The organism is Janthinobacterium sp. GW823-FHT03B06, assembly GCF_058796955.1.
In genome coordinates this window covers 547420-566662 of sequence record NZ_JBXAJE010000001.1, presented here as the reverse complement: position 1 = coordinate 566662, position 19243 = coordinate 547420, and the positions used below count along the sequence as shown (strand labels likewise).

General features: G+C 63.3%; 17 protein-coding genes. 7 read left to right on the top strand and 10 right to left on the bottom strand.

The window, feature by feature from the left end; translation table 11 throughout:
- Nucleotides 1-55 precede the first annotated feature (55 nt).
- From AC1RBA_RS02590 to ppc, 6 genes are all read right to left on the bottom strand, one after another.
- Nucleotides 56-538, bottom strand: coding sequence for a DUF3617 domain-containing protein (locus tag AC1RBA_RS02590; RefSeq protein WP_492416410.1), 483 nt, complete (start codon nt 536-538; stop codon nt 56-58).
- Between the two features lie 406 nt (nt 539-944).
- Nucleotides 945-1853 carry a heparin lyase I family protein gene (locus AC1RBA_RS02585; RefSeq protein WP_070218465.1) on the bottom strand — a complete coding sequence of 303 codons (909 nt, stop codon included), beginning with the start codon at nt 1851-1853 and terminating at the stop codon, nt 945-947.
- A gap of 25 nt (nt 1854-1878) precedes the next feature.
- Nucleotides 1879-2676 carry a heparin lyase I family protein gene (locus tag AC1RBA_RS02580; RefSeq protein ID WP_083287220.1) on the bottom strand — a complete coding sequence of 266 codons (798 nt, stop codon included), beginning with the start codon at nt 2674-2676 and terminating at the stop codon, nt 1879-1881.
- A 164-nt stretch (nt 2677-2840) separates the two neighbouring features.
- Nucleotides 2841-4301 (bottom strand): pyruvate kinase, encoded by a 1461-nt coding sequence (gene pyk / locus AC1RBA_RS02575; RefSeq protein ID WP_083287864.1) that lies wholly within the window; start codon nt 4299-4301, stop codon nt 2841-2843.
- Nucleotides 4302-4386: 85 nt separating this feature from the next.
- On the bottom strand, nt 4387-5397 hold the full coding sequence (gap, locus tag AC1RBA_RS02570; RefSeq protein WP_492416408.1) for a type I glyceraldehyde-3-phosphate dehydrogenase: 1011 nt from the start codon (nt 5395-5397) through the stop codon (nt 4387-4389).
- Between the two features lie 126 nt (nt 5398-5523).
- Nucleotides 5524-8277, bottom strand: a complete 2754-nt coding sequence (gene ppc / locus AC1RBA_RS02565; RefSeq protein ID WP_492416406.1) for a phosphoenolpyruvate carboxylase — start codon at nt 8275-8277, stop codon at nt 5524-5526.
- A gap of 341 nt (nt 8278-8618) precedes the next feature.
- On the opposite strand from ppc, the gene AC1RBA_RS02560 reads away from it, so the two are divergent.
- The gene (locus AC1RBA_RS02560; RefSeq protein ID WP_058049224.1) at nt 8619-9074 is read left to right on the top strand and encodes an RrF2 family transcriptional regulator; all 456 of its coding nucleotides are present in this window, start codon (nt 8619-8621) and stop codon (nt 9072-9074) included.
- 68 nt (nt 9075-9142) lie between these two features.
- On the opposite strand, the gene AC1RBA_RS02555 is transcribed toward AC1RBA_RS02560, so the two are convergent.
- From AC1RBA_RS02555 to AC1RBA_RS02540, 4 genes are all read right to left on the bottom strand, one after another.
- On the bottom strand, nt 9143-10825 hold the full coding sequence (locus AC1RBA_RS02555; protein ID WP_230502868.1) for a cation acetate symporter: 1683 nt from the start codon (nt 10823-10825) through the stop codon (nt 9143-9145).
- Entirely contained in the window at nt 10822-11130 is a 309-nt protein-coding gene (locus AC1RBA_RS02550; RefSeq protein ID WP_230502866.1) for a DUF485 domain-containing protein, read from the bottom strand. The genes AC1RBA_RS02555 and AC1RBA_RS02550 overlap by 4 nt, the downstream gene beginning before the upstream one ends.
- 128 nt (nt 11131-11258) lie before the next feature.
- Nucleotides 11259-12440, bottom strand: a complete 1182-nt coding sequence (hmpA, locus tag AC1RBA_RS02545; protein ID WP_492416404.1) for an NO-inducible flavohemoprotein — start codon at nt 12438-12440, stop codon at nt 11259-11261.
- A 34-nt stretch (nt 12441-12474) separates the two neighbouring features.
- Nucleotides 12475-12888 carry a hemerythrin domain-containing protein gene (locus tag AC1RBA_RS02540; protein ID WP_070310643.1) on the bottom strand — a complete coding sequence of 138 codons (414 nt, stop codon included), beginning with the start codon at nt 12886-12888 and terminating at the stop codon, nt 12475-12477.
- A gap of 227 nt (nt 12889-13115) precedes the next feature.
- Between AC1RBA_RS02540 and AC1RBA_RS02535 the strand changes: the two genes are divergently transcribed.
- From AC1RBA_RS02535 to AC1RBA_RS02510, 6 genes are read left to right on the top strand one after another with little or no spacing between them, the layout of a single operon-like run.
- Nucleotides 13116-13994: an STAS domain-containing protein gene (locus tag AC1RBA_RS02535; RefSeq protein WP_070291455.1), complete on the top strand. Its 879-nt coding sequence runs from the start codon at nt 13116-13118 to the stop codon at nt 13992-13994.
- Nucleotides 13995-14001: 7 nt separating this feature from the next.
- Nucleotides 14002-14364 (top strand): STAS domain-containing protein, encoded by a 363-nt coding sequence (locus tag AC1RBA_RS02530; RefSeq protein WP_034785745.1) that lies wholly within the window; start codon nt 14002-14004, stop codon nt 14362-14364.
- Nucleotides 14365-14374: 10 nt separating this feature from the next.
- A complete protein-coding gene (locus tag AC1RBA_RS02525) occupies nt 14375-14812 on the top strand; it encodes an ATP-binding protein (protein ID WP_070291456.1) in 438 nt (145 codons plus the stop codon).
- Nucleotides 14809-15894, top strand: coding sequence for an ATP-binding SpoIIE family protein phosphatase (locus AC1RBA_RS02520; protein ID WP_492416402.1), 1086 nt, complete (start codon nt 14809-14811; stop codon nt 15892-15894). Before AC1RBA_RS02525 ends, AC1RBA_RS02520 begins: the two co-directional genes overlap by 4 nt.
- On the top strand, nt 15891-17714 hold the full coding sequence (locus tag AC1RBA_RS02515; protein WP_409028589.1) for an ATP-binding protein: 1824 nt from the start codon (nt 15891-15893) through the stop codon (nt 17712-17714). Before AC1RBA_RS02520 ends, AC1RBA_RS02515 begins: the two co-directional genes overlap by 4 nt.
- On the top strand, nt 17701-19218 hold the full coding sequence (locus tag AC1RBA_RS02510) for an ATP-binding response regulator (protein WP_492416399.1): 1518 nt from the start codon (nt 17701-17703) through the stop codon (nt 19216-19218). The genes AC1RBA_RS02515 and AC1RBA_RS02510 overlap by 14 nt, the downstream gene beginning before the upstream one ends.
- Nucleotides 19219-19243: the final 25 nt, after the last annotated feature.

The window sequence follows — 19243 nt, the reverse complement described above, 5'->3', positions numbered from 1 at the left end:
AATGCCGGCGCCTGCCTATCGATGGAAACCGTTGTTTCAGCGCGCTTGCCGGCTCTTAGCGGCTGAGATACAAGCTCTTCATGACCATGCCACCGCGCATTTTCTTCGCGCCCGGCGCCAGCCCGGCGGGACAGGCACCGAGGAATACGCCCGCCAGTTCCGTGCGTTGCACCTCGGTCTTGCCGTTCAGTTCGATAGTGGTATCGGCGGTCAGAGTATAAGCCTTGGCCAGGTCGCCCTTGAAACTGCCCGCCAGCTTGGCGCCAGGACAGCTGGACTGGAAAGTATAGCTGTCGCCCTGGCGGCTTTGCGACGCGATCTGGCATTCCTGCTCGAAATCGCTCCACAAGTCGTCGTCGATCAGGCGGTCGCGTTGCTGATCAACGCAAATTTCCCAGGAAAACGGCGAGGTCGCGGGCGTCACCTTCCACAGCCCCGTGGCACGCTGCAAGCGCTGCGCCGGTTCCGCCGCCGAGGCGGACGCGGCTGCGCACAGGGGAAGGATCATCGTCAGGAACAGGGACGCGCTGCGTTTCATGGGCATTTCATTCGCTAAAAGTTTAAATATAGCAAAGAGGAACGCGCGCAGGCCGCACGCTTAGCCGTGCATCCCGGGCCTGGCGGCCAATACGAAGGGAATGGCAAACGGCCCCAGGAGCACCACCAGGATGGCCCTGACAGCCGTAGTTTTCAAGGAGCGGCGCTTGGCAATGAAGAGGCAAACGAAAGCCGACAGCGACCAGATCAAGGCAGGCAAGTATGCAGTCATCATGCACTCCGGATGCGCCTTGCAAGGCAGGAGAACCATGCTGACACGGAAACGCGGGCATCGCAATGGCAGATTGGGCGTCTGCAAGGCAATGCGCCGCTGAGCACGTTTTTTTCAGCAATTCTTAAGACTGAGGCTCATAGCACTGACGACAGTGGTGAAGCTGTCGCCTTGACTACGTTGCCGGCGGCACGGGGCATGGCGTCTGACCGGCCATTTGCGCATAGGTACTGGCGGCGCCGCCCAGATGGATGAAATCCGTGTACAGGACACGCTTGCCGTGCAGCGTGTCCTGAAATCCGCCCAGGTAGGCGCCCGTCTTCGGATAATTGCCGCGCAACGGCAAGTCCACATTCATATAGTGGGTCGGGAAATTGCTTCCCTCATACACCAACTTGCCATTGAGCCACAGGCGCGATGCGCCCGTGCCTGAGGCATGCTGCCAATCCGCATCGAGTACCACGCAATACCATTTCTCACGTTCAATTTTCCCCAGCACCAACCGTTGATGCATCGTGTTGTTCGGGGTCGCATCGGGCACCATCACACCGTCCTTCAGCGTGTAGGTGTCGCGGTGATTGGCCCGCGTCTCCAGCAGCAGGTCAGGGCCGTCGGCGACGATCGAGAACGGTGGCGACGTCACGACGATGCCCCTGGAGCTGTGCACCTGGAAGACGACGATCCAGCCATCCTTGCCCGTCAAGTCCCAGTCGGCGGGAAAATACACGCCGCCCGCATACCAACGGCGCCCCTGGGGCATGCGCTCATACGATGGCGTTACCTCTGTGCGCTTGCCATAATCGTCGGGATCGCTGGCATTGACCGTCATGCGAAATACCTTGCGCATCTCGACGCCTTGCGTCACGGCGGGATCGCCCACCAATTCCAGGCCAGCAGGATTGCCGGCGCTAATGCCATACAGCCAGCTGAAATAGCGTGTCGTCACATTGTCAAAACTGGCTGGCCTGGGCAAGCTGGTCGGCGCCATGGTGGTCACGGGTCCGCCGATGCTGTTGACGACCTGCGCGTGCAGCGGCGTGGCAGCCAGCAATGCCAGCATGGCGGTGGCGATAAATGAGCGCATGGGAAACCTTTGCTTCAGGGATTGCTCAAGGCGCTGCATGGCAAGGCGTCTTTTGCGTCAAGTCATTGAGTGATGCGGCGGCATCGCCCACCCATATAAAGTCGGCATACATCACGCGATGGCCGGGTGCCGCCCCCTCGGGTACGCTCAAGCCCACGCGCGGCACGTGCAGCGCGCCCGCATAGCTGTTGTGGCTTAAGCGGGCAAAGAAAGTTTCCTTCGCACTGCCATTCATGTACACCCGCAATTCACCGGTGCCGGCCACCGCAGACCAGTCAGCACGCACCACCATGCAATGCCAGCTGCCCAGAGTTGCCGGCCCAGCCAGCACCGTGCGGCGCGCAGAATTGGCGGGCGTGATATCGCTAGTCCGATGATTGAAATTCATGTTCAGCGTCAGCTGGTCGCCACGTATCTGCAGTGCAAGCGGCGGCGCCAATGCACCTGCCCCGCTGCCGTTGTCGACCTGGGCCACGGTGACGGGCACGCTGGTGGCAATCCAGTCGACCGGCAGGAAGATGCTCATGGCATACCAGCGCCGGGGCGATTGCACGGGATGCTGTTCGTTCAACAGGTAGGCATCGCTGTGCGGCGTGGCGTCCGTGCTGTACCAGTCAGCGCGCACCACGGGCCGCGTAACGCCGCCCAGCGTCGCCGTCGTCACCTGGACACGCTGCTGCGCATGCTGGCGCACGCCATAGTAATCAGTGAAATGCTGTGCGATGTCCGCCGCCGGGGTGGCAGGAAAGACGGCCGCCCCGGCATGCACCGGCAAGCCCGCAACGGTCAACAAGGAGATGGCGGCAAGACGAAATAACTGCATGCAAAGCCTTTATGGATGGGCTATCAAAAACACGATGCATGTAATTGTATTTAAATCTATTAATTTTTACAATTAATAAATATATTTTTTATAATTGCTGGATATACGGAGCAAAGCAGGATGAGGCCGGGTCCGCCAGGCGGGCACCGGCACCAGTGGACGATTTAGTGCTGACCGATCTTCATGATCTTCAACGCGTTCGTGCCGCCGACCTTGCCCATCGGCTCGCCCCAGGTCAGCACGACGGTGTCTCCCTTGGTCACGACTTTATGTTCCACCAGCAAATCTTCCGCCTGCTGCAAAACCTTGTCGCGGTCCGTGCCGGACGTCAGTTCCAGGGTGCTGACGTTGCGGTACAGGGCCAGCTTGCGGCGCGTGCCCACGCTCGGGGTCAGGGCCACGATGGGGATGTCGATGTTGCAACGGCTCATCCACAGCGCCGTGGAGCCCGATTCCGTCAGGGTGGCGATCGCTTTCACGCGCAGGTGGTGGGCTGTAAACAGCGCGCCGTAGGCGATCGACTGGTCGATGCGCGAGAACGTGGCGTTGAGGAAATCGGCATCGAGCTTGCAGGTATCCCACTTTTCCGCGTCCAGGCAGATGGCGGCCATCGCTTCCACCGTTTCGATCGGGTAGCGGCCCGAGGCCGTTTCCGCCGACGTCATGACGGCATCCGTGCCATCGAGCACGGCGTTGGCCACGTCGGACACTTCCGCGCGGGTCGGCACGGCGTTAACGATCATCGATTCCATCATCTGCGTTGCCGTGATGGCCAGCTTGTTCGACGCGCGCGCCATCTTGATCATGCGCTTCTGCAGGGCCGGCACGGCCGCGTTGCCCACTTCCACGGCCAAATCGCCACGGGCCACCATGATGCCGTCGGAGGCGTCGAGGATTTCTTGCAGCGCGGGAATGGCTTCCGCCCGTTCGATCTTGGCGATCATCATCGGCTTGTGGTCCCACGCTTCACCGGCGATATTGGCCAGCTGGCGCGCCATCACCATGTCCGTGGCGTTTTTCGGGAAGGACACGGCCACGTAATCGGCCTGGAAGCTCATCGCCGTTTTCACGTCTTCCATGTCTTTCGCCGTCAGGGCTGGCGCGGACAAGCCGCCGCCCTGGCGGTTGATGCCCTTGTTGTTCGACAATTCGCCGCCGATTTTCACGGTCGTGTGGATTTCGCTGCCGACGACCTTGTCCACCGTCAGGACGATGAGGCCATCGTTGAGCAACAATACGTCGGCGGTGCGCAAGTCGCGCGGCAATTCCTTGTAGTCGAGGCCGCAGCGCTCGATGTTGCCCAGTTCGCCGTTTTCGCCCCATTTCGCGTCGAGGATGAACTTGGCGCCGTTTTCCAGAAAAATCTTGCCTTCTTCAAACTTGCCGACGCGAATCTTCGGGCCTTGCAAGTCGGCCATGATGGCCACTTCGCGGCCGCACAGCGCTGCCGCTTCGCGCACCATGCGGGCACGGTCGATATGGTCTTGCGCCTTGCCATGCGAAAAGTTCAGGCGCACGACGTCGACGCCGGCCTTGAACATGCGGACGAGGGTATCGATATCGTTCGAAGCGGGGCCGATGGTGGAAACGATCTTGGTGGCGCGTTGCTGTACTTGCATGGTCATGGTGTGCTGCTTTCTATATGAGTTGCTACAAGGGCCGGCCTTGTGGGCCGGCCGTCCTGGTGCGCTGGATCAGCGCTGGTTCTTCTTACTTGGCCGCCATCAGGGCGACCGTGGTGTCGAGCATGCGGTTCGAGAAACCCCACTCATTGTCGTACCACGACGATACTTTCACCAGACGGCCCGACACCTTGGTCAGGGTCGAATCGAAGTTCGACGAAGCCGGGTTGTGGTTGAAGTCGATCGAGACCAGCGGTTCGGTCTGGTAGGTCAGGATGCCTTCCAGGGCGCCTTCCGACGCGGCTTTCATCAGCGCGTTGACTTCTTCCACGGTGGTGTCGCGCTTGGCGATGAAGGACAGGTCGACCAGCGAGACGTTGATCGTCGGCACGCGGATGGCGAAGCCGTCCAGCTTGCCATTCAGCTCAGGCAGCACCAGGCCCACGGCGGCGGCGGCGCCCGTCTTGGTCGGGATCATGCTCATGGTGGCCGAACGGGCGCGGCGCAGATCTTCATGCATCACGTCGGACAGCACCTGGTCGTTCGTGTAGGCGTGCACGGTGGTCATCAGGCCCGATTCGATGCCGATGGCGTCGTTGAGGGGTTTGACCAATGGCGCGAGGCAATTCGTCGTGCACGAAGCATTCGAAATCACTGTGTCCGATGCCTTCAAGACATGCTGGTTGACGCCGAACACGATGGTGGCGTCCACGTCCTTGCCGCCCGGCGCGGAAATGATGACTTTCTTTGCCCCGCCCTTCAGGTGGGCCGAGGCTTTTTCCTTGGTCGTGAAGAAACCCGTGCATTCGAGCACGACGTCCACGCCCAGTTCTCCCCACGGTATCAGGGCCGGGTCGCGCTGCGCGAAGACGCGGATGCGGTCGCCATTGACGAGCATATTGTCGCCGTCGATGGTGACGACGCCGGGAAACTTGCCGTGCACCGTGTCGTAGCGCGTCAAATGCGCATTCGACTTGGCGTCGCCCAGGTCGTTGATGGCGACGATCTCGATATCCTGTTGCTTGCCGCCTTCATAAAACGCGCGCAAGACGTTGCGGCCGATGCGGCCATAGCCATTGATGGCAACTTTGATGGTCATGCTGTCTCCTTGTTGTTTTCTACTGAGTTCGTAAAGCCAACCCAAGTGCAAAGCTGGGGTCAGACCCGGCGGGGGAATACGCCCCAGTGGGGCGCATTCCGATCACGCAGTGACTGACCCCAAAAATTAACCGCTGTTGCGCAACCCCGCCGCAATGCCATTGATCGACAAATGTATCCCCGTGCGGGCCGCCGCATCCTGTTTACCCTCGCGGAAACGTTTCAGCAGCTCCACCTGCACGTGATTGAGCGGGTCGATATACGGGAAACGGTTACGTATCGAACGCTGCATCAGCGGGTTGGCTTGCTGCAACTCTTCCTGGCCCGTGATCAGCTTCAAGGCGTCCAGGGTGGCCGCGTATTCGGTGCGGATGCGCGTAAAGATGGCGTCGCGCAGGGCCTTGTCCTTGACGAGTTCCGCATACTTGCCGGCGATGGCGATGTCGCTCTTGGCCAGCACCATGTCCATGTTCGACAGCAGGGACGTGAAGAAAGGCCAATCCGTGTACATGCCGCGCAGCACGTCCGCCCCGTCGGCGGGATGGGCGGCCAGGTAGGCTTGCACGGCGGAACCGAAACCGAACCAGCCCGGCAGCATCAAGCGGCATTGGGCCCAGCTCAACACCCAGGGAATGGCGCGCAAATCCTCGATCGAGGTCGACTTCTTGCGCGAGGCGGGACGGCTGCCGATATTCAGGGCGGCAATTTCCGCAATCACCGTCGATTCCCAGAAATACTGCTCGAATCCGTCCGTGCCGTAGACGAGGTCGCGGTAGGCGTTCAGGGCCGTGCCGGACAGTTCTTCCATGGCGGCCAAATGGCCCGCGCCGGCCGACGCCTTCGGCTGCAGCTGCGCCTGCGGCAGCAGGGTCGACTGGATGGTGGCGGCCACCAGCACTTCCAGGTTGCGGCGCCCTACTTCCGGGTTCGCATACTTGGCCGTGATGACTTCGCCCTGCTCCGTCAAACGGATCTGTCCCTGCACGGCACCTGCCGGCTGGGCCAGGATGGCTTCGTAGCTGGGTCCGCCGCCGCGGCCCACGGAACCGCCGCGGCCGTGGAACAAACGCAGCTTGATCCGGTATTCCTTGAACACCGTCACCAGCTCGATCTCGGCCTTGTAGAGTTCCCAGCCGGAGGTCAGGAAGCCGCCGTCCTTGTTGCTGTCGGAATAACCGAGCATGACTTCCTGCTGGTCCGCGCGCGACGCCAGCAAACCCCGGTAGAACGGCAAGCCGAACGCGCGCGCCATGATGGCGGGGCCGGCGCGCAAATCGTCGATCGTTTCGAACAGGGGAATGATGTTGACGTCCACTTCGCGGCGGTCCTGGCGCAGCAGACCCACTTCTTTCAGCAGCAAGGCCACTTCCAGCAAGTCCGACACGCTGGCCGCCTTCGAGATGATGCAGTTCGGCACCGATTCCTTGCCATATTTGACGTGGGCTTGGCGCACGGCGCGGAAGATGTCGAGTTCGGACGTCGTTTCTTCCGAATACTGCGCATACGGCGACGTCAGCAGGCGTGGCGACTCCAGCTCGGCCAGCAGCACGGCGATACGCTGCTCTTCATCGAGGTCCAGGTAGACGAGGCCCGGCTGGGCGCCGGCGAACAGTTCGCCCACGACGCGCTCGTGCACGTCGGAATTCTGGCGCAAATCGAGCGGCGCCAGCGAAAAGCCGAACACCTTGACGGCACGGCGCAGCTGGCGCAGCCGGCCCCGCGCCAGCGCGCGCAAGCCATTGCTGACGAGCGAATGCTGGACCACGTCCAGGTCGGCCAGCAGCTCGGCGGCGGCAGCGTAAGGCTGCACGCCGTCCGCTTGCTGGCCCTTGCCAGAGAGCACCACGCGCGTCGCATCGAGGCGCGCATGGATGCCGTGCAGGGCGCGGCGGTACGGCTCGTCGACCCGGTGCGGCGAGGCATCGGCCGAGCGCTCAGCCAGCGCGCGCAGCGGCTCGCTGCAGGCGTTCAGGATTTGTGCCAGCGACAGTTGCGAAGCGAGCTTGCGCAATTCACCCAAGTAAAAGTCGAGCACCTTGTCGGCTTGCGTCTGCAGGGTGCTGCGCAGGATGTCGGCCGTGACGAAGGGATTGCCGTCGCGGTCGCCGCCTATCCAGCTGCCCACTTTCATGAAATTGGGCAATTCCGCATCTTCCCAGCGGGCATCGCGCTGGGCCAGCATGGTTTCCAGCGACGAATACAGTTTCGGCAATTCGCGCAAGATCGTGTGGTCGTAGAACGACAGGCCGTTGGCCACTTCATCCATGACGGACAGCTTGCTCGTGCGCAACAGGCGCGTTTGCCACAGGGTCACGATGCCGCGGCCCAGCGCTTCTTCGTTCTGCTCCGCTTCTTCCGGCGTCATTTGTACGCGGTCGCGCTCGCTCAACAGGCGCGCGATGGCCATCTGACAATTCTGGATGCTCTTGCGCTGCACTTCCGTCGGGTGCGCCGTGAACACGGGGCTGACAAACGCATCTTCAAAGAACGTTTCCAGCGCATCGGCCTTGCCCGCGTCAAACACATTGCCGACGGCATGGCTGAGGCTACCCTGACGCGGCGGCGAACCGGCGATCAAATGGGCGCGCGTGCGGCGGATGTGATGCTGGTCTTCCGCAATGTTGGCCAACAGCGAGAAATAGCTGAAAGCGCGCGTCAATTGTGTGGTTTCTTCCTGCGACAGCGCTTGCAGCGCGTCCGACAGCTGCGCGCGCGCCGCTTCATCATTATCGCGGCGGAAACGAATGGCCAGCTGGCGCACATGTTCGATGCGCTCGAAGGCGGGGTCGCCCAGGTGGTTGCGGATGGCGTCGCCCAGCAGACGGCCCAGCTGGCGGATATCGCTGCTCAGCAGCTCGTCTTTCACTTCATTCATTTGCATGGTATGTATTTCCTGGGGCGGCCACGGTGGCACCGCACAGATTGCGTAGTACGCGCTCCCCGGCCGGGAAACGCCCATCATCCGATTTTTGTAGTAAATTTACCTTATTGCTTCACCATCCTCTTGATTTTCATCAATAAAATCCATGCTCAAAGGGCCAACAAGGGCCTGCAAGCTATTTACCAGGGCAACAATATGAAAATTTACTACGCATTTAAGCGAAAGGCAATCAACTTTTGTCTTTCGAGGATCAAAAGTGACGGCGCAACACACAGGGCCGGCGCTCTCCTGTATGCTGCGGATGAAACAAGGATGTAATCCACATCTTATGAACGATGCCCATGCGACTGACTGCCTACACTGACTACACCTTGCGCACCCTGATGTACCTGGGCGTGCACCGCGACCACCTTGTCACCATCCAGGACATCGCCGACCTGCATGCGATTTCCAAGAATCACCTGATGAAGGTGGTGCACCAGCTGGGCCTGTCGGGCATCGTGGAAACCGTGCGTGGGAGGAATGGCGGCCTGCGCCTGGCGCGCGACCCGGCCGAGATCAATATCGGCACCGTGGTACGCGAAACGGAAAATGACTTTTTTATGGCGGAATGTTTTAACAAGGAAAACAATACCTGCCCGCTGACGCCCGATTGCCTGCTGAAAGCCAAGCTGGGCCAGGCCACGGCCGCCTTCCTGGCCGTGCTCGACACGGTAACCCTGGCATCGATACTCGAAGCGACGCCGGGCGCGCCCGCGCTGGCGGCGGGCGTGATTCCCCTGCGCGTGGCCAAATAAGCGCGTGCCACAAACAACAATGCCCGGCGAACCGGGCATTGTTTCCTGCAGTAGCTACCTAAAAAACATCAATGCGCGCTGGCGCCTGCCGCGCCGATGCCCGTTTCCGAACGCATTTGCTGCGCTTCGTAGCCGGCGCGGTCGATGCGCGCGCGGGGGCTCTTGTCGAGCACCGAGAACAGCCAGATGCCGACGAAGCCCGCCGTCATCGAGAACAGCGCCGGCGAAGCGTACGGGAACAGCGCTTCGCCATGACCGAGCACGTCGACCCACACGGACTTCGACACCACCGTCAGCGCCACGGCCGTGATCAAGCCCAGGAAGCCGCCGATGGTGGCGCCCCGCGTGGTGCAGTCTTTCCACAGCACCGACATGAACAGCACGGGGAAGTTGGCCGAAGCGGCAATCGCGAAGGCTAGCGAGACCATGAAGGCGATGTTCTGCTTTTCAAAGGCGATGCCCAGCACCACGGCGATGATGCCCAGCACGATCGTCGTCACGCGCGACACTTTCAATTCGTTGGCGCCCGTGGCCTTGCCCTTCTTGATGACGGTGGCATACAGGTCGTGCGACACGGCCGACGCGCCCGACAGGGTCAGGCCGGCCACGACGGCCAGGATGGTGGCGAACGCGACCGCCGACATGAAGCCGAGGAAGACGTTGCCGCCCACGGCCTTGGCCAGGTGCACGGCCGCCATGTTGTTACCACCCAGCAATTTGCCGGCCGCATCCTTGAACTCGGGATTGGTGCTGACCAGCACGATGGCGCCAAAGCCGATGATGAAGGTCAGAATGTAGAAATAGGCGATCCAGGTGGTGGCCCAGAACACGGACTTGCGCGCTTCCTTGGCGCTCGGCACGGTGAAGAAACGCATCAGGATGTGCGGCAGGCCGGCCGTGCCGAACATCAGCGCCATGCCGAACGAGATGGCCGAGATCGGGTCCTTGATGAAGGAACCGGGGCCCATGATGGCTTCCTTGGTGGCATGCACGTCCACCGACTTGGCGAACAGCGCTTCCGGGCTGAAGTTGAATTGCGCCAGCACGGCCACGGCCATGAAGGTGGCGCCGCCCAGCAGCATCACGGCCTTGATGATCTGCACCCAGGTGGTGGCCGTCATGCCGCCGAACAGCACGTAGATCATCATCAAGGTACCGACCAGCACGACGGCGATCCAGTATTCGAGGCCGAACAGCAGCTTGATCAGCTGGCCCGCGCCCACCATCTGCGCGATCAGGTAAAAGGCCACGACGACGAGGGTGCCGGAGGCCGAGAAAATGCGGATCGGCGCCTGCTTGAAGCGGTAGGCGGCCACGTCGGCAAAAGTGTAGCGGCCCAGGTTGCGCAGGCGCTCGGCCATCAGAAAGGTGATGACGGGCCAGCCGACGAGAAAACCGATGGCGTAGATCAGGCCATCGTAGCCGTTCAAAAAGACGGCGGCGGAAATGCCGAGAAACGATGCGGCCGACATATAGTCGCCCGCGATGGCCAGGCCATTCTGGAAGCCCGTGATGCCGCCGCCGGCCGTGTAGAAATCGGAAGCCGACTTGGTCTTCTTGGCCGCCCACTTGGTGACGAACAGGGTAAAGATGACGAAGACGGCGAACATGATGATGGCCGTCCAGTTGGTCGGCTGCTTGACTGCCTGGCCGAGGTCGGCGCCGGCCGCTAACGCGGCATTGCTGGCCCCCAGCAAGGCCAGCGCGCTCAGGCCGGCCACGCCGCGCAGCGCATGCTTGGCGGCGCTCATGCCTGCACCCGTGCCTGGATGGCGCTGGTCAGGTCGTCGAATTGCTTGTTGGCACGGCGCACGTAGATGCCCGTGATCACCACGGTAAACACGATGACGAACAGACCGATCGGCATGCCCCAGGTCATCACGCCCGTGCCCGTTTTGGCAGCAAGAAATTCCTTGTCGAACGCGATGAGCAGGATGTAGCCGTAGTACACCAGCATCATCAGGCCCGTCAGGGCCCAGCCGAAGCGCGAGCGCACCTTGACCAGCCGATGATAATTGGGGTCGCTCTTGAGTTTTTGTACCAGATCGTCATGCATGGTGTTGCCTCCGTTATGTAAAAAACTGCTCTTTTCTTGTCGAGCTTGCATTCACGATACGGCGCGAGGCTTACCCGCCCCTTACGGCGGCGTTTTTTTCTCGCAGGGGCAACACACGGCAGTAGAAATCAGTTCAAGGCGGCTGCCGGTCCGAAGAATTCATGGTGCGTCTGCCGTTCCGGCACGCCCAGTTCGCGCAAGTATTGCTTGACGGCCCGCATGAACGGCTGCGGCCCCAGGAAATACGCATCGACGTCGCGCGAGGAGGGCAGCCAGTGATTCAACTGCTCTTTATTCAGCAAGCCGACGGCATCGGGCGCATCTTGTTCGCCGGCGTGTTCCGCGTAGCAGTAGTAACGCTTGAGCTGCGGATGCTGCGCGGCCAGTTCGTCGATCTGCGCGCGGAACGCATGCACGCCGTGGTGGCGCGCCGCGTGGATGAAGTGCACGGGACGCTTGCCGCGCAGGGCCGCGGTCAGCATGGCCAGGGTCGGCGTGATGCCCACGCCGCCGCTGATCAGCACCAGCGGCTTGTCGCTCTCGGTCAGGACGAAGTCGCCCGAGGGCGGCGTCAGCTGCACCGTGTCGCCCGCCTGCACGTGGTCATGGAAGAAATTCGACACCTTGCCGCCCTCTTCCCGCTTGATGCTGATGCGGTAGGTCTGGCCATTGCTGGCGGCGGACAACGAGTACTGGCGGCGCATGGGCACGCCATCGACGTCGACCAGCACGCCGATGTATTGACCTGGCGCAAAGTCGAGCACGGGCTGGCCATCGGCGGGCGCCAGCAGGAAGGATGTAATCTCGCCGCTTTCCACCGTCTTGCTGCGCACGGTAAAGTCGCGCGCGCCGCTCCAGCCGCCCGGCGCGGCCGCTTGCGCCTTGTAGATGCGCCCTTCCTCGCCGGCCAGGATGTCGGCCAGCTGGCCGTAGGCCGCACCCCAGGCGTCGATGACGGCGTCGCTGGCCACCTCTTCGCCCAGCACTTCACGGATCGCCTGCAGCAGGCTGGCGCCCACCAGCGGATAGTGCTCGGCGCGGATCTGCAGGGCCACGTGCTTGTTGACGATGGTGGCCACCAGGTCGCCCAACGCGGCAAGCTGATCGATATGTTTGGCATACATCAACACGCCATTGGCCAGCGCGCGCTGCTGGTCGCCGCTGTGCTGGTGCGCCTGGTTAAAGTACGGCAGCACTTCGGGATGGTCGCGGAACAGGTTCTTGTAGAAATGACGGGTCAGCGCTTCGCCGCCCTGCTCGAGGATGGGGACGGTGGCCGTGATGATGGCGCGTTGTTCTTGGGTCAGCATGTGGAATTCCTTTAGATAGATGAGCAGGCGGTTTTCAGGCCAGTGATTCAATGGCGGGATAAAGATCGTGGTCTTCGCGGCGCATGCGCTGGAACAGCGCGTGCAACACGGTATTGGCTTCGCTGCGGAAGGCGTCCGGTTCGGCTGCCAGGCGCACGGGCGTATTCCAGCGGCCGGCGAAATCGAGGTAGGCGCCGGCGATGCCGTGCATCTCGTGTTCGTACTGGCGCCCCAGCTGGGCCACCGTGGCCACGCCGGACGCCTGCGCGGCCGGATACAGGTAGCGCTGCTCGACGGCCAGGTGCAGCTTGATCAAGCCGCTCATGGCGACGATCTGTTCGGCGATGGCCTGCGCCTGCGCGGCGACACCGCCGCGCGCCAGCCGGCGCAAGTCATCGATGGCGGCCAGGATGGCCAGGTGCTGCTGTTTGAATTTGTCGATATTCATGGCGTGATTCTCTTGTTGAGTGCTGCCAGTGTAGCGGAATTCGCTTAAACATGCAAATTACATGCATCTTTAAAAGTTGCAAATGTTTCCCATAGGAATGTACATCGACATGCGCCACTATGTGCGGCACAGAACACAAGCCATGGCCATGTCTGCCTATAATTTATTCATCACAGCGCGTGCCCGTTTGCGGCCGTGCCGCACCCTCCACTCAGCGAAGGATCAGCATGAACATCAAGACGGGCATGGGCCAGGCGCAACAACTGGCCGGCATCATCAACGAACACCACACGGAACTGCTGGACGGCTGGATGGCCGGCCTGATCGCCCGCCTGGTGCGGCGCGACAAGATCGCCGAAAACGAGCTGCGCCAGCAGGCATCGCAATTCCTGCCGCTGCTGGCGGGCGCGCTGGATAGCGGCGACTCGTTCGACATCGAGGGCGGCGCCTGGGACGACACGCGCCAGCTGCTCGCCGAAATATCGCAGTCGCGCGTGCGCCAGGGCTATTCGCCGATCGACACGGCCAGCTTCATGTTCGCCCTCAAGGAACCGCTGTTCGCCTACCTGCGCAAGGCAATCACGGCGCAGCCGGAGCAGCTGGGCGACGCCATCGTCAGCACCAGCAAATTGTTCGACGAGCTGGGCCTGCTGACCATCGCCGTCTACCAGAAGGCGCGCGAACAGGTGATATTGCGCCAGCAGCAGGAATTGCTGGAGTTATCCACGCCCGTGGTGCAGCTGTGGCAAAACGTGCTGGCCCTGCCCCTGATCGGCACCCTCGACAGCGCCCGCACGCAGGTGGTAATGGAAAGCCTGCTGCAAAAGATCGTCGATACGGGCGCCCTGATCGCCATCATCGACATCACGGGCGTGCCCACCGTCGACACCCTGGTGGCGCAGCACCTGCTGAAGACCATCGCCGCCGCGCGCCTGATGGGCGCCGACTGCATCATCAGCGGCATCCGCCCGCAGATCGCGCAAACCATCGTGCACCTGGGCGTCAACCTGGAAGACGTGATGACCAAGGCCACCCTGGCCGACGCCTTCGTCGTGGCCCTGAAACGCACGGGTTCCAGCATCACCTACCAGCAGCAACAACACTGAGGCGCCTATGGAAAGAATCCCCATTTTACGCATGGGCCGGCTGTTGCTGGTGACGATACAGGTGGACATGCACGACCGCCTGGCGATGACCCTGCAGGATGACCTGACCACCCGCATCGTGACGGACCGCGCCACGGGCGTGCTGATCGACATTTCCGCGCTCGACATCGTCGACTCCTTCATCGGCCGCATGATCAGCAATACGGCGGCGATGGCGAAAATCCTCGACGCGCGCACAGTCGTCGTCGGCATGCAGCCGGCCGTCGCCATCACCCTGGTGGAACTGGGGCTGACCCTGGAAGGCGTGAGCACCGCGCTCAACGTGGAGCTGGGCATCAAGCTGCTGGAACGGGGCGGCGCATGCGCATGACGGGGGCGCCATGCTAGGCGCGCAGGCACAGGAGCGGGCGCAGCCGGGGGCGCAACAGATCCTGCCCCTGCATAACGACGAAGACGTCGTGCGCTTGCGCAAGCAGGTGCGCGACAGCATGGTCGCCATGGGTTTTGGCCTGATCGAACAGACCAAGATCATCACGGCGGCCAGCGAACTGGCGCGCAACACCCTGCGCTACGGCGGCGGCGGCGAGGCGCGCATCGCGCGCGTCAGCGATGGCGCGCGCCAGGGCCTGGAACTGCGCTTCGTCGACGCGGGACCGGGCATTGACGATATTCCCCTGGCGCTGACCGATGGCTATACCAGCGGCGGCGGGCTGGGACTGGGGCTGGGCGGCGCCAAGCGCCTGGCCGACGCATTTCACATCGACACGGCGCCCGGCGCGGGCACCACCGTCACCATCGCGAAATGGAAGCTGTTTTGAACCACCAGGAACCACAGCCTGACATTCTCAGGCAAAGAAGTTTTCCCATCGGCGAACCGAGCGAGATCGCCGCGGCCCGCCGCGCCGGCAACGAGCTGGCGCGCCGCATCGGCTTCGACGACGTGCGCACGGGCCAGCTGGCCATCATCATCAGCGAGGCGGCCACCAACATCGTCAAGCACGCGCAGCGCGGCGAGATCCTGCTGCGCAAGGTGCTGCGCGGCGGCACCAGCGGCATCGAAGTGCTGGCCATCGACAACGGCCCCGGCATGGTCAATGTGCGCCAGCACATGCAGGATGGCCATTCCACCACGGGCACCTACGGCGTGGGACTGGGCGCGATACGCCGCCTGAGCCAGGAATTCGACCTGTACACGGGACCCGGCAAGGGCACGGTGCTGATGATGGTGGTATGGGGACCCAACGCCAGCAGCGCCATTCCCGCCCATCCGAACTGGCGCATCGGCGCCGTGTGCCTGCCGCTGGCCTCGGAACAGGTGTGCGGCGACGCGTGGAACGTCGTGTGCGAAGGCCATGAACTGAGCCTGATGGTGGCCGATGGCCTGGGCCACGGACCGCTGGCGGCGCGCGCGTCGGAGCGCGCCAGCGCCCTGCTGGAACACGACACGCCCGGCCTGCCGCCCCTGCCCGCCCCCTTCATCGAACTGGCCCACGGCGCGCTGCGCACCACGCGCGGCGCGGCCATGGCGGTGGCGCATATCGACAGCGCGCGCCGCGAATTGCGCTATGCCGGCGTGGGCAACATCGCCGCCTGCGCCTTCGACGCGCAGCAGCGCCGGCATCTGCTGTCGCATAACGGCATCGTCGGCAGCAATCTGCGCAAGGTGCAGGAATTCTGCTATCCGTGGCAGCTGGGCACGACCCTGATCATGCACTCGGACGGCTTGCACACGCGCTGGGACCTGGAACAGTATCCGGGCCTGGCGCAATGCCACCCCAGCTTGATCGCCGCCGTGCTGTACCGCGATTTTTCGCGCGGGCGCGACGACGTCACGGTGGTGGTGCTGCGCGAACATGAGGAACATCAGGCTGTAACGGCAGAAAGGACAGGTGGGGCATGACGCAACGCATATTGACGGCCCATATCGGCAGCGAACTCGATGTGGTGGGGGCGCGCCAGCGCGCGCGGCAGATCGCCGCTCTGTGCGGCTTCGGCGTGCAGGATCAGGTGCGCATCGCCACGGCCGTGTCGGAACTGGCGCGCAACGTCTACAACTACGCGGGCAGCGGCAAGGTGCATTTCGCCATCGATGGCCAGACGGCGCCGCAGGTGCTCAGCATCCGCATCGAGGACCAGGGTCCCGGCATCGCGCAGCTCGACCGGATACTGGCCGGCACCTACCGCTCGCCCACGGGCATGGGCCTGGGCATCCTGGGCGCGCAGCGCCTGATGGACCGCTGCCATATCCACAGCGCGCCCGGCGACGGCACGCAAATCACGCTGCACAAGCTGTTCCCGCGCGACGCGCCCCTGCTCGACGGGCAAAGCATCGGCACCCTGTCCGGCAGCCTGCAGGCGCTGCCGTCGGATATCACGCTGTCCGAGGTGCAGCAGCAGAACCGCGAACTGCTGAGCACCCTGGCCGAACTGAAGACGCGCCAGGACGATTTGCTGCAGCTGACGCGCGAACTGGAAGACACCAACCGGGGCGTGGTGGCGCTGTTCGCTGAACTCGATGAAAAAGCCGACCACCTGCGCCGCGCCGACCAGATGAAGTCGCGCTTCCTGTCGAACATGAGCCATGAATTCCGCACGCCGCTCAGCTCCATCCGCGCCCTGTCCAAGCTGCTGCTCGATCGCATCGACGGCGAACTGTCGGAGGAACAGGAAAAGCAGGTGCTGTTCATCCTGCAAAGCGCCGTCAGCCTGAGCGACCTGGTGAACGACCTGCTGGACCTGGCCAAGATCGAGGCGGGCAAGGTCGACGTGCACGCCAACAGCTTCCAGGTGGCCGACCTGTTCAGCGCCCTGCGCGGCATGCTGCGCCCGCTGCTGGTGTCCGATACGCTCACGCTCACCTTCATCGACCCCGACCCGGCGCTGCAGATCCATACGGATGAAGGCAAGCTGTCGCAAATCCTGCGCAACTTCATCTCCAACGCGCTCAAGTTCACGGAGGCGGGTGCCATCGTCGTCAGCGCCACGCCCTTGCCGGAGCAGGACGCCATCCGCTTTTCCGTCTCCGACACGGGCCTGGGCATCGATGCCGAAGACGTGCAGCTGATCTTCGAGGAATTCAGCCAGGTGGAAAACCACATGCAGCGCAAGGTCAAGGGCACGGGCCTGGGCCTGCCCCTGTGCCGCAACCTGGCCACCCTGCTCAATGGCACGGTGTCCGTGGACAGCACGCCGGGCCACGGTTCGCTGTTTTCCGTGGTCCTGCCCACCAGCTACCATGCGCCCGAAGGCAGCCTGCCGCCGAGCGCGCCGGCCAACGACAACGGCAACGACCAGCGCATCGGCGTGCTGGTGGTGGAAGACAATCCGCCCGTGCGCCTGCTGTATGAAAAATTCTTGGCCGGCAGCGAATTTCGCGTCGTCCCCGCGCGCAGCGTGCGCGAGGCGCAGGAACGCTGGGAACAGCAGCGCCCCGCCGCCGTCATCCTCGACATCCTGCTGCACGGCGAAACGGCCTGGCACTGGCTGGCCGAGCTGAAAAACGACCCGCTGCGGCGCCAGGTGCCCGTCATCGTCGCCACCGAGATCGACGACGTGCGCAAGGGCCTGGCCCTGGGCGCCGACGCCTATTACGTCAAGCCGCTGTCGCGCCAGCAATTGCTGGCGACCCTGCGCGCGCTGATCGGCAACCAACACCACCGGCAAGAGCCGGTTCCGCCGCAAGGCACAACCACCTGGGACAATGCGCATGCTACCGGATAACAACAGCGATGCTCTGATCCTGAACGTCGATGACAGCGATGGCGCACGCTACGCCAAATCGCGCATCCTCAAACGCGCCGGCTTCAAGGTCATCGAAGCCTCGAACGGCGGCGACGCACTGCTGCGCGCCCGCCAGGACCGCCCTAACCTGATCCTGCTCGACGTCAAGCTGCCCGACATCAACGGTCTGGAAGTGTGCCGCCAACTGAAGGGCGGCGCCGAGACGAACACCATTCTGGTGCTGCAGACGTCGGCCTCGTGCATCGGCACGGCCGACAAGATCCGCGCCCTCGATGGCGGCGCCGACAATTACCTGGTCGAACCGATCGAGGCCGATGAACTGATCGCCAACGTCAAGGCGCTGCTGCGCCTTGGCCGGGTCGAGCGCGCGCTGCGCGACGTGGACCGCCGCAAGGATGAATTCCTGGCCACCCTGGCCCACGAATTGCGCAATCCGCTGGGCCCCATCCGCACGGCGCTGGCCCTGTTGTGCAAGCTCGACCCCGTCGTGCCGGCCGTGCAGGACAATGCGCGCCGCACCATCGGCCGCCATACGGACCACCTGGTGCGCCTGGTGGACGACCTGCTCGACGTGTCGCGCATTTCGCAGGGCAAGATCTCGCTGCAATGGGAAAGCGTGAGCCTGCTCAGCGTCATCCGCAGCGCGCTGGAAACGAGTTCGCACAGCATCGAGGCGCGCGGCCATGCGCTCGACGTGCATCTGCCCAAGGAAGAACTGTGGGTCTGCGGCGACGCCGTGCGCCTGTCGCAGATCGTTGCCAACCTGCTGCTGAACGCGGCCAAGTTCACGGCGCCGGGCGGACGCATCGCGATTTCCGCCGCGCGCGAAGGCGACAACGTGCGCATCCGCCTGAGCGACAACGGCATCGGCATCGCCGCCGCCAGCATCGACAGCATCTTCGGCCTGTTCGAGCAGAGCGGCCATTCGCCCGACCGGGTGCAGGACGGCCTGGGCATCGGCCTGTCGCTGGTGCGCAACCTGGTGACCTTGCACGGCGGCCAGGTCAGCGTGCACAGCCCCGGCGTGGGACTGGGCAGCACCTTCGAAGTGATGCTGCCCCTCGACGCCAACGTGCCCGTGCCGGCCGCCGCGCCGGCGCCCGAAGCGGCCAGCGGCGGCAGCCAGCGCATCCTCGTGGTCGACGACAACAGCGATGCGGCCGACACCCTGGCCGAACTGCTGGAGATGTACGGCCACACGGTGCGCACGGCCTACACGGGCGCGCAAGCGACCGAGCGCACCCTGGAATTCAAGCCCGACATCGTCTTTCTCGACATCGGCCTGCCCGACATGAGCGGCTACGACGTGGCCGGCAAATTGCGCCAGCTGCCGATACCGCAGCAATTCCAGCTCGTGGCGCTGACCGGCTACGGCCAGGAACACGACCGCCAGGCGGCACTGCAGGCCGGGTTCAACGAGCACTTCGCCAAGCCAGTCGATTTCGGCAAGCTGGCCATGCTGGGGCTGCATATCATGCCATGAGCGCAGCATGAGCGGGGGGGCCGGC

Bases quoted from the DNA above. Each gene is read 5' to 3' on its own strand.
- AC1RBA_RS02590 (WP_492416410.1), bottom strand. From the start codon at position 538: ATGAAACGCAGCGCGTCCCTGTTCCTGACGATGATCCTTCCCCTGTGC.
- AC1RBA_RS02585 (WP_070218465.1), bottom strand. From the start codon at position 1,853: ATGCGCTCATTTATCGCCACCGCCATGCTGGCATTGCTGGCTGCCACG.
- AC1RBA_RS02580 (WP_083287220.1), bottom strand. From the start codon at position 2,676: ATGCAGTTATTTCGTCTTGCCGCCATCTCCTTGTTGACCGTTGCGGGC.
- pyk (WP_083287864.1), bottom strand. From the start codon at position 4,301: ATGACCATGCAAGTACAGCAACGCGCCACCAAGATCGTTTCCACCATC.
- gap (WP_492416408.1), bottom strand. From the start codon at position 5,397: ATGACCATCAAAGTTGCCATCAATGGCTATGGCCGCATCGGCCGCAAC.
- ppc (WP_492416406.1), bottom strand. From the start codon at position 8,277: ATGCAAATGAATGAAGTGAAAGACGAGCTGCTGAGCAGCGATATCCGC.
- AC1RBA_RS02560 (WP_058049224.1), top strand. From the start codon at position 8,619: ATGCGACTGACTGCCTACACTGACTACACCTTGCGCACCCTGATGTAC.
- AC1RBA_RS02555 (WP_230502868.1), bottom strand. From the start codon at position 10,825: ATGAGCGCCGCCAAGCATGCGCTGCGCGGCGTGGCCGGCCTGAGCGCG.
- AC1RBA_RS02550 (WP_230502866.1), bottom strand. From the start codon at position 11,130: ATGCATGACGATCTGGTACAAAAACTCAAGAGCGACCCCAATTATCAT.
- hmpA (WP_492416404.1), bottom strand. From the start codon at position 12,440: ATGCTGACCCAAGAACAACGCGCCATCATCACGGCCACCGTCCCCATC.
- AC1RBA_RS02540 (WP_070310643.1), bottom strand. From the start codon at position 12,888: ATGAATATCGACAAATTCAAACAGCAGCACCTGGCCATCCTGGCCGCC.
- AC1RBA_RS02535 (WP_070291455.1), top strand. From the start codon at position 13,116: ATGAACATCAAGACGGGCATGGGCCAGGCGCAACAACTGGCCGGCATC.
- AC1RBA_RS02530 (WP_034785745.1), top strand. From the start codon at position 14,002: ATGGAAAGAATCCCCATTTTACGCATGGGCCGGCTGTTGCTGGTGACG.
- AC1RBA_RS02525 (WP_070291456.1), top strand. From the start codon at position 14,375: ATGCTAGGCGCGCAGGCACAGGAGCGGGCGCAGCCGGGGGCGCAACAG.
- AC1RBA_RS02515 (WP_409028589.1), top strand. From the start codon at position 15,891: ATGACGCAACGCATATTGACGGCCCATATCGGCAGCGAACTCGATGTG.
- AC1RBA_RS02510 (WP_492416399.1), top strand. From the start codon at position 17,701: ATGCTACCGGATAACAACAGCGATGCTCTGATCCTGAACGTCGATGAC.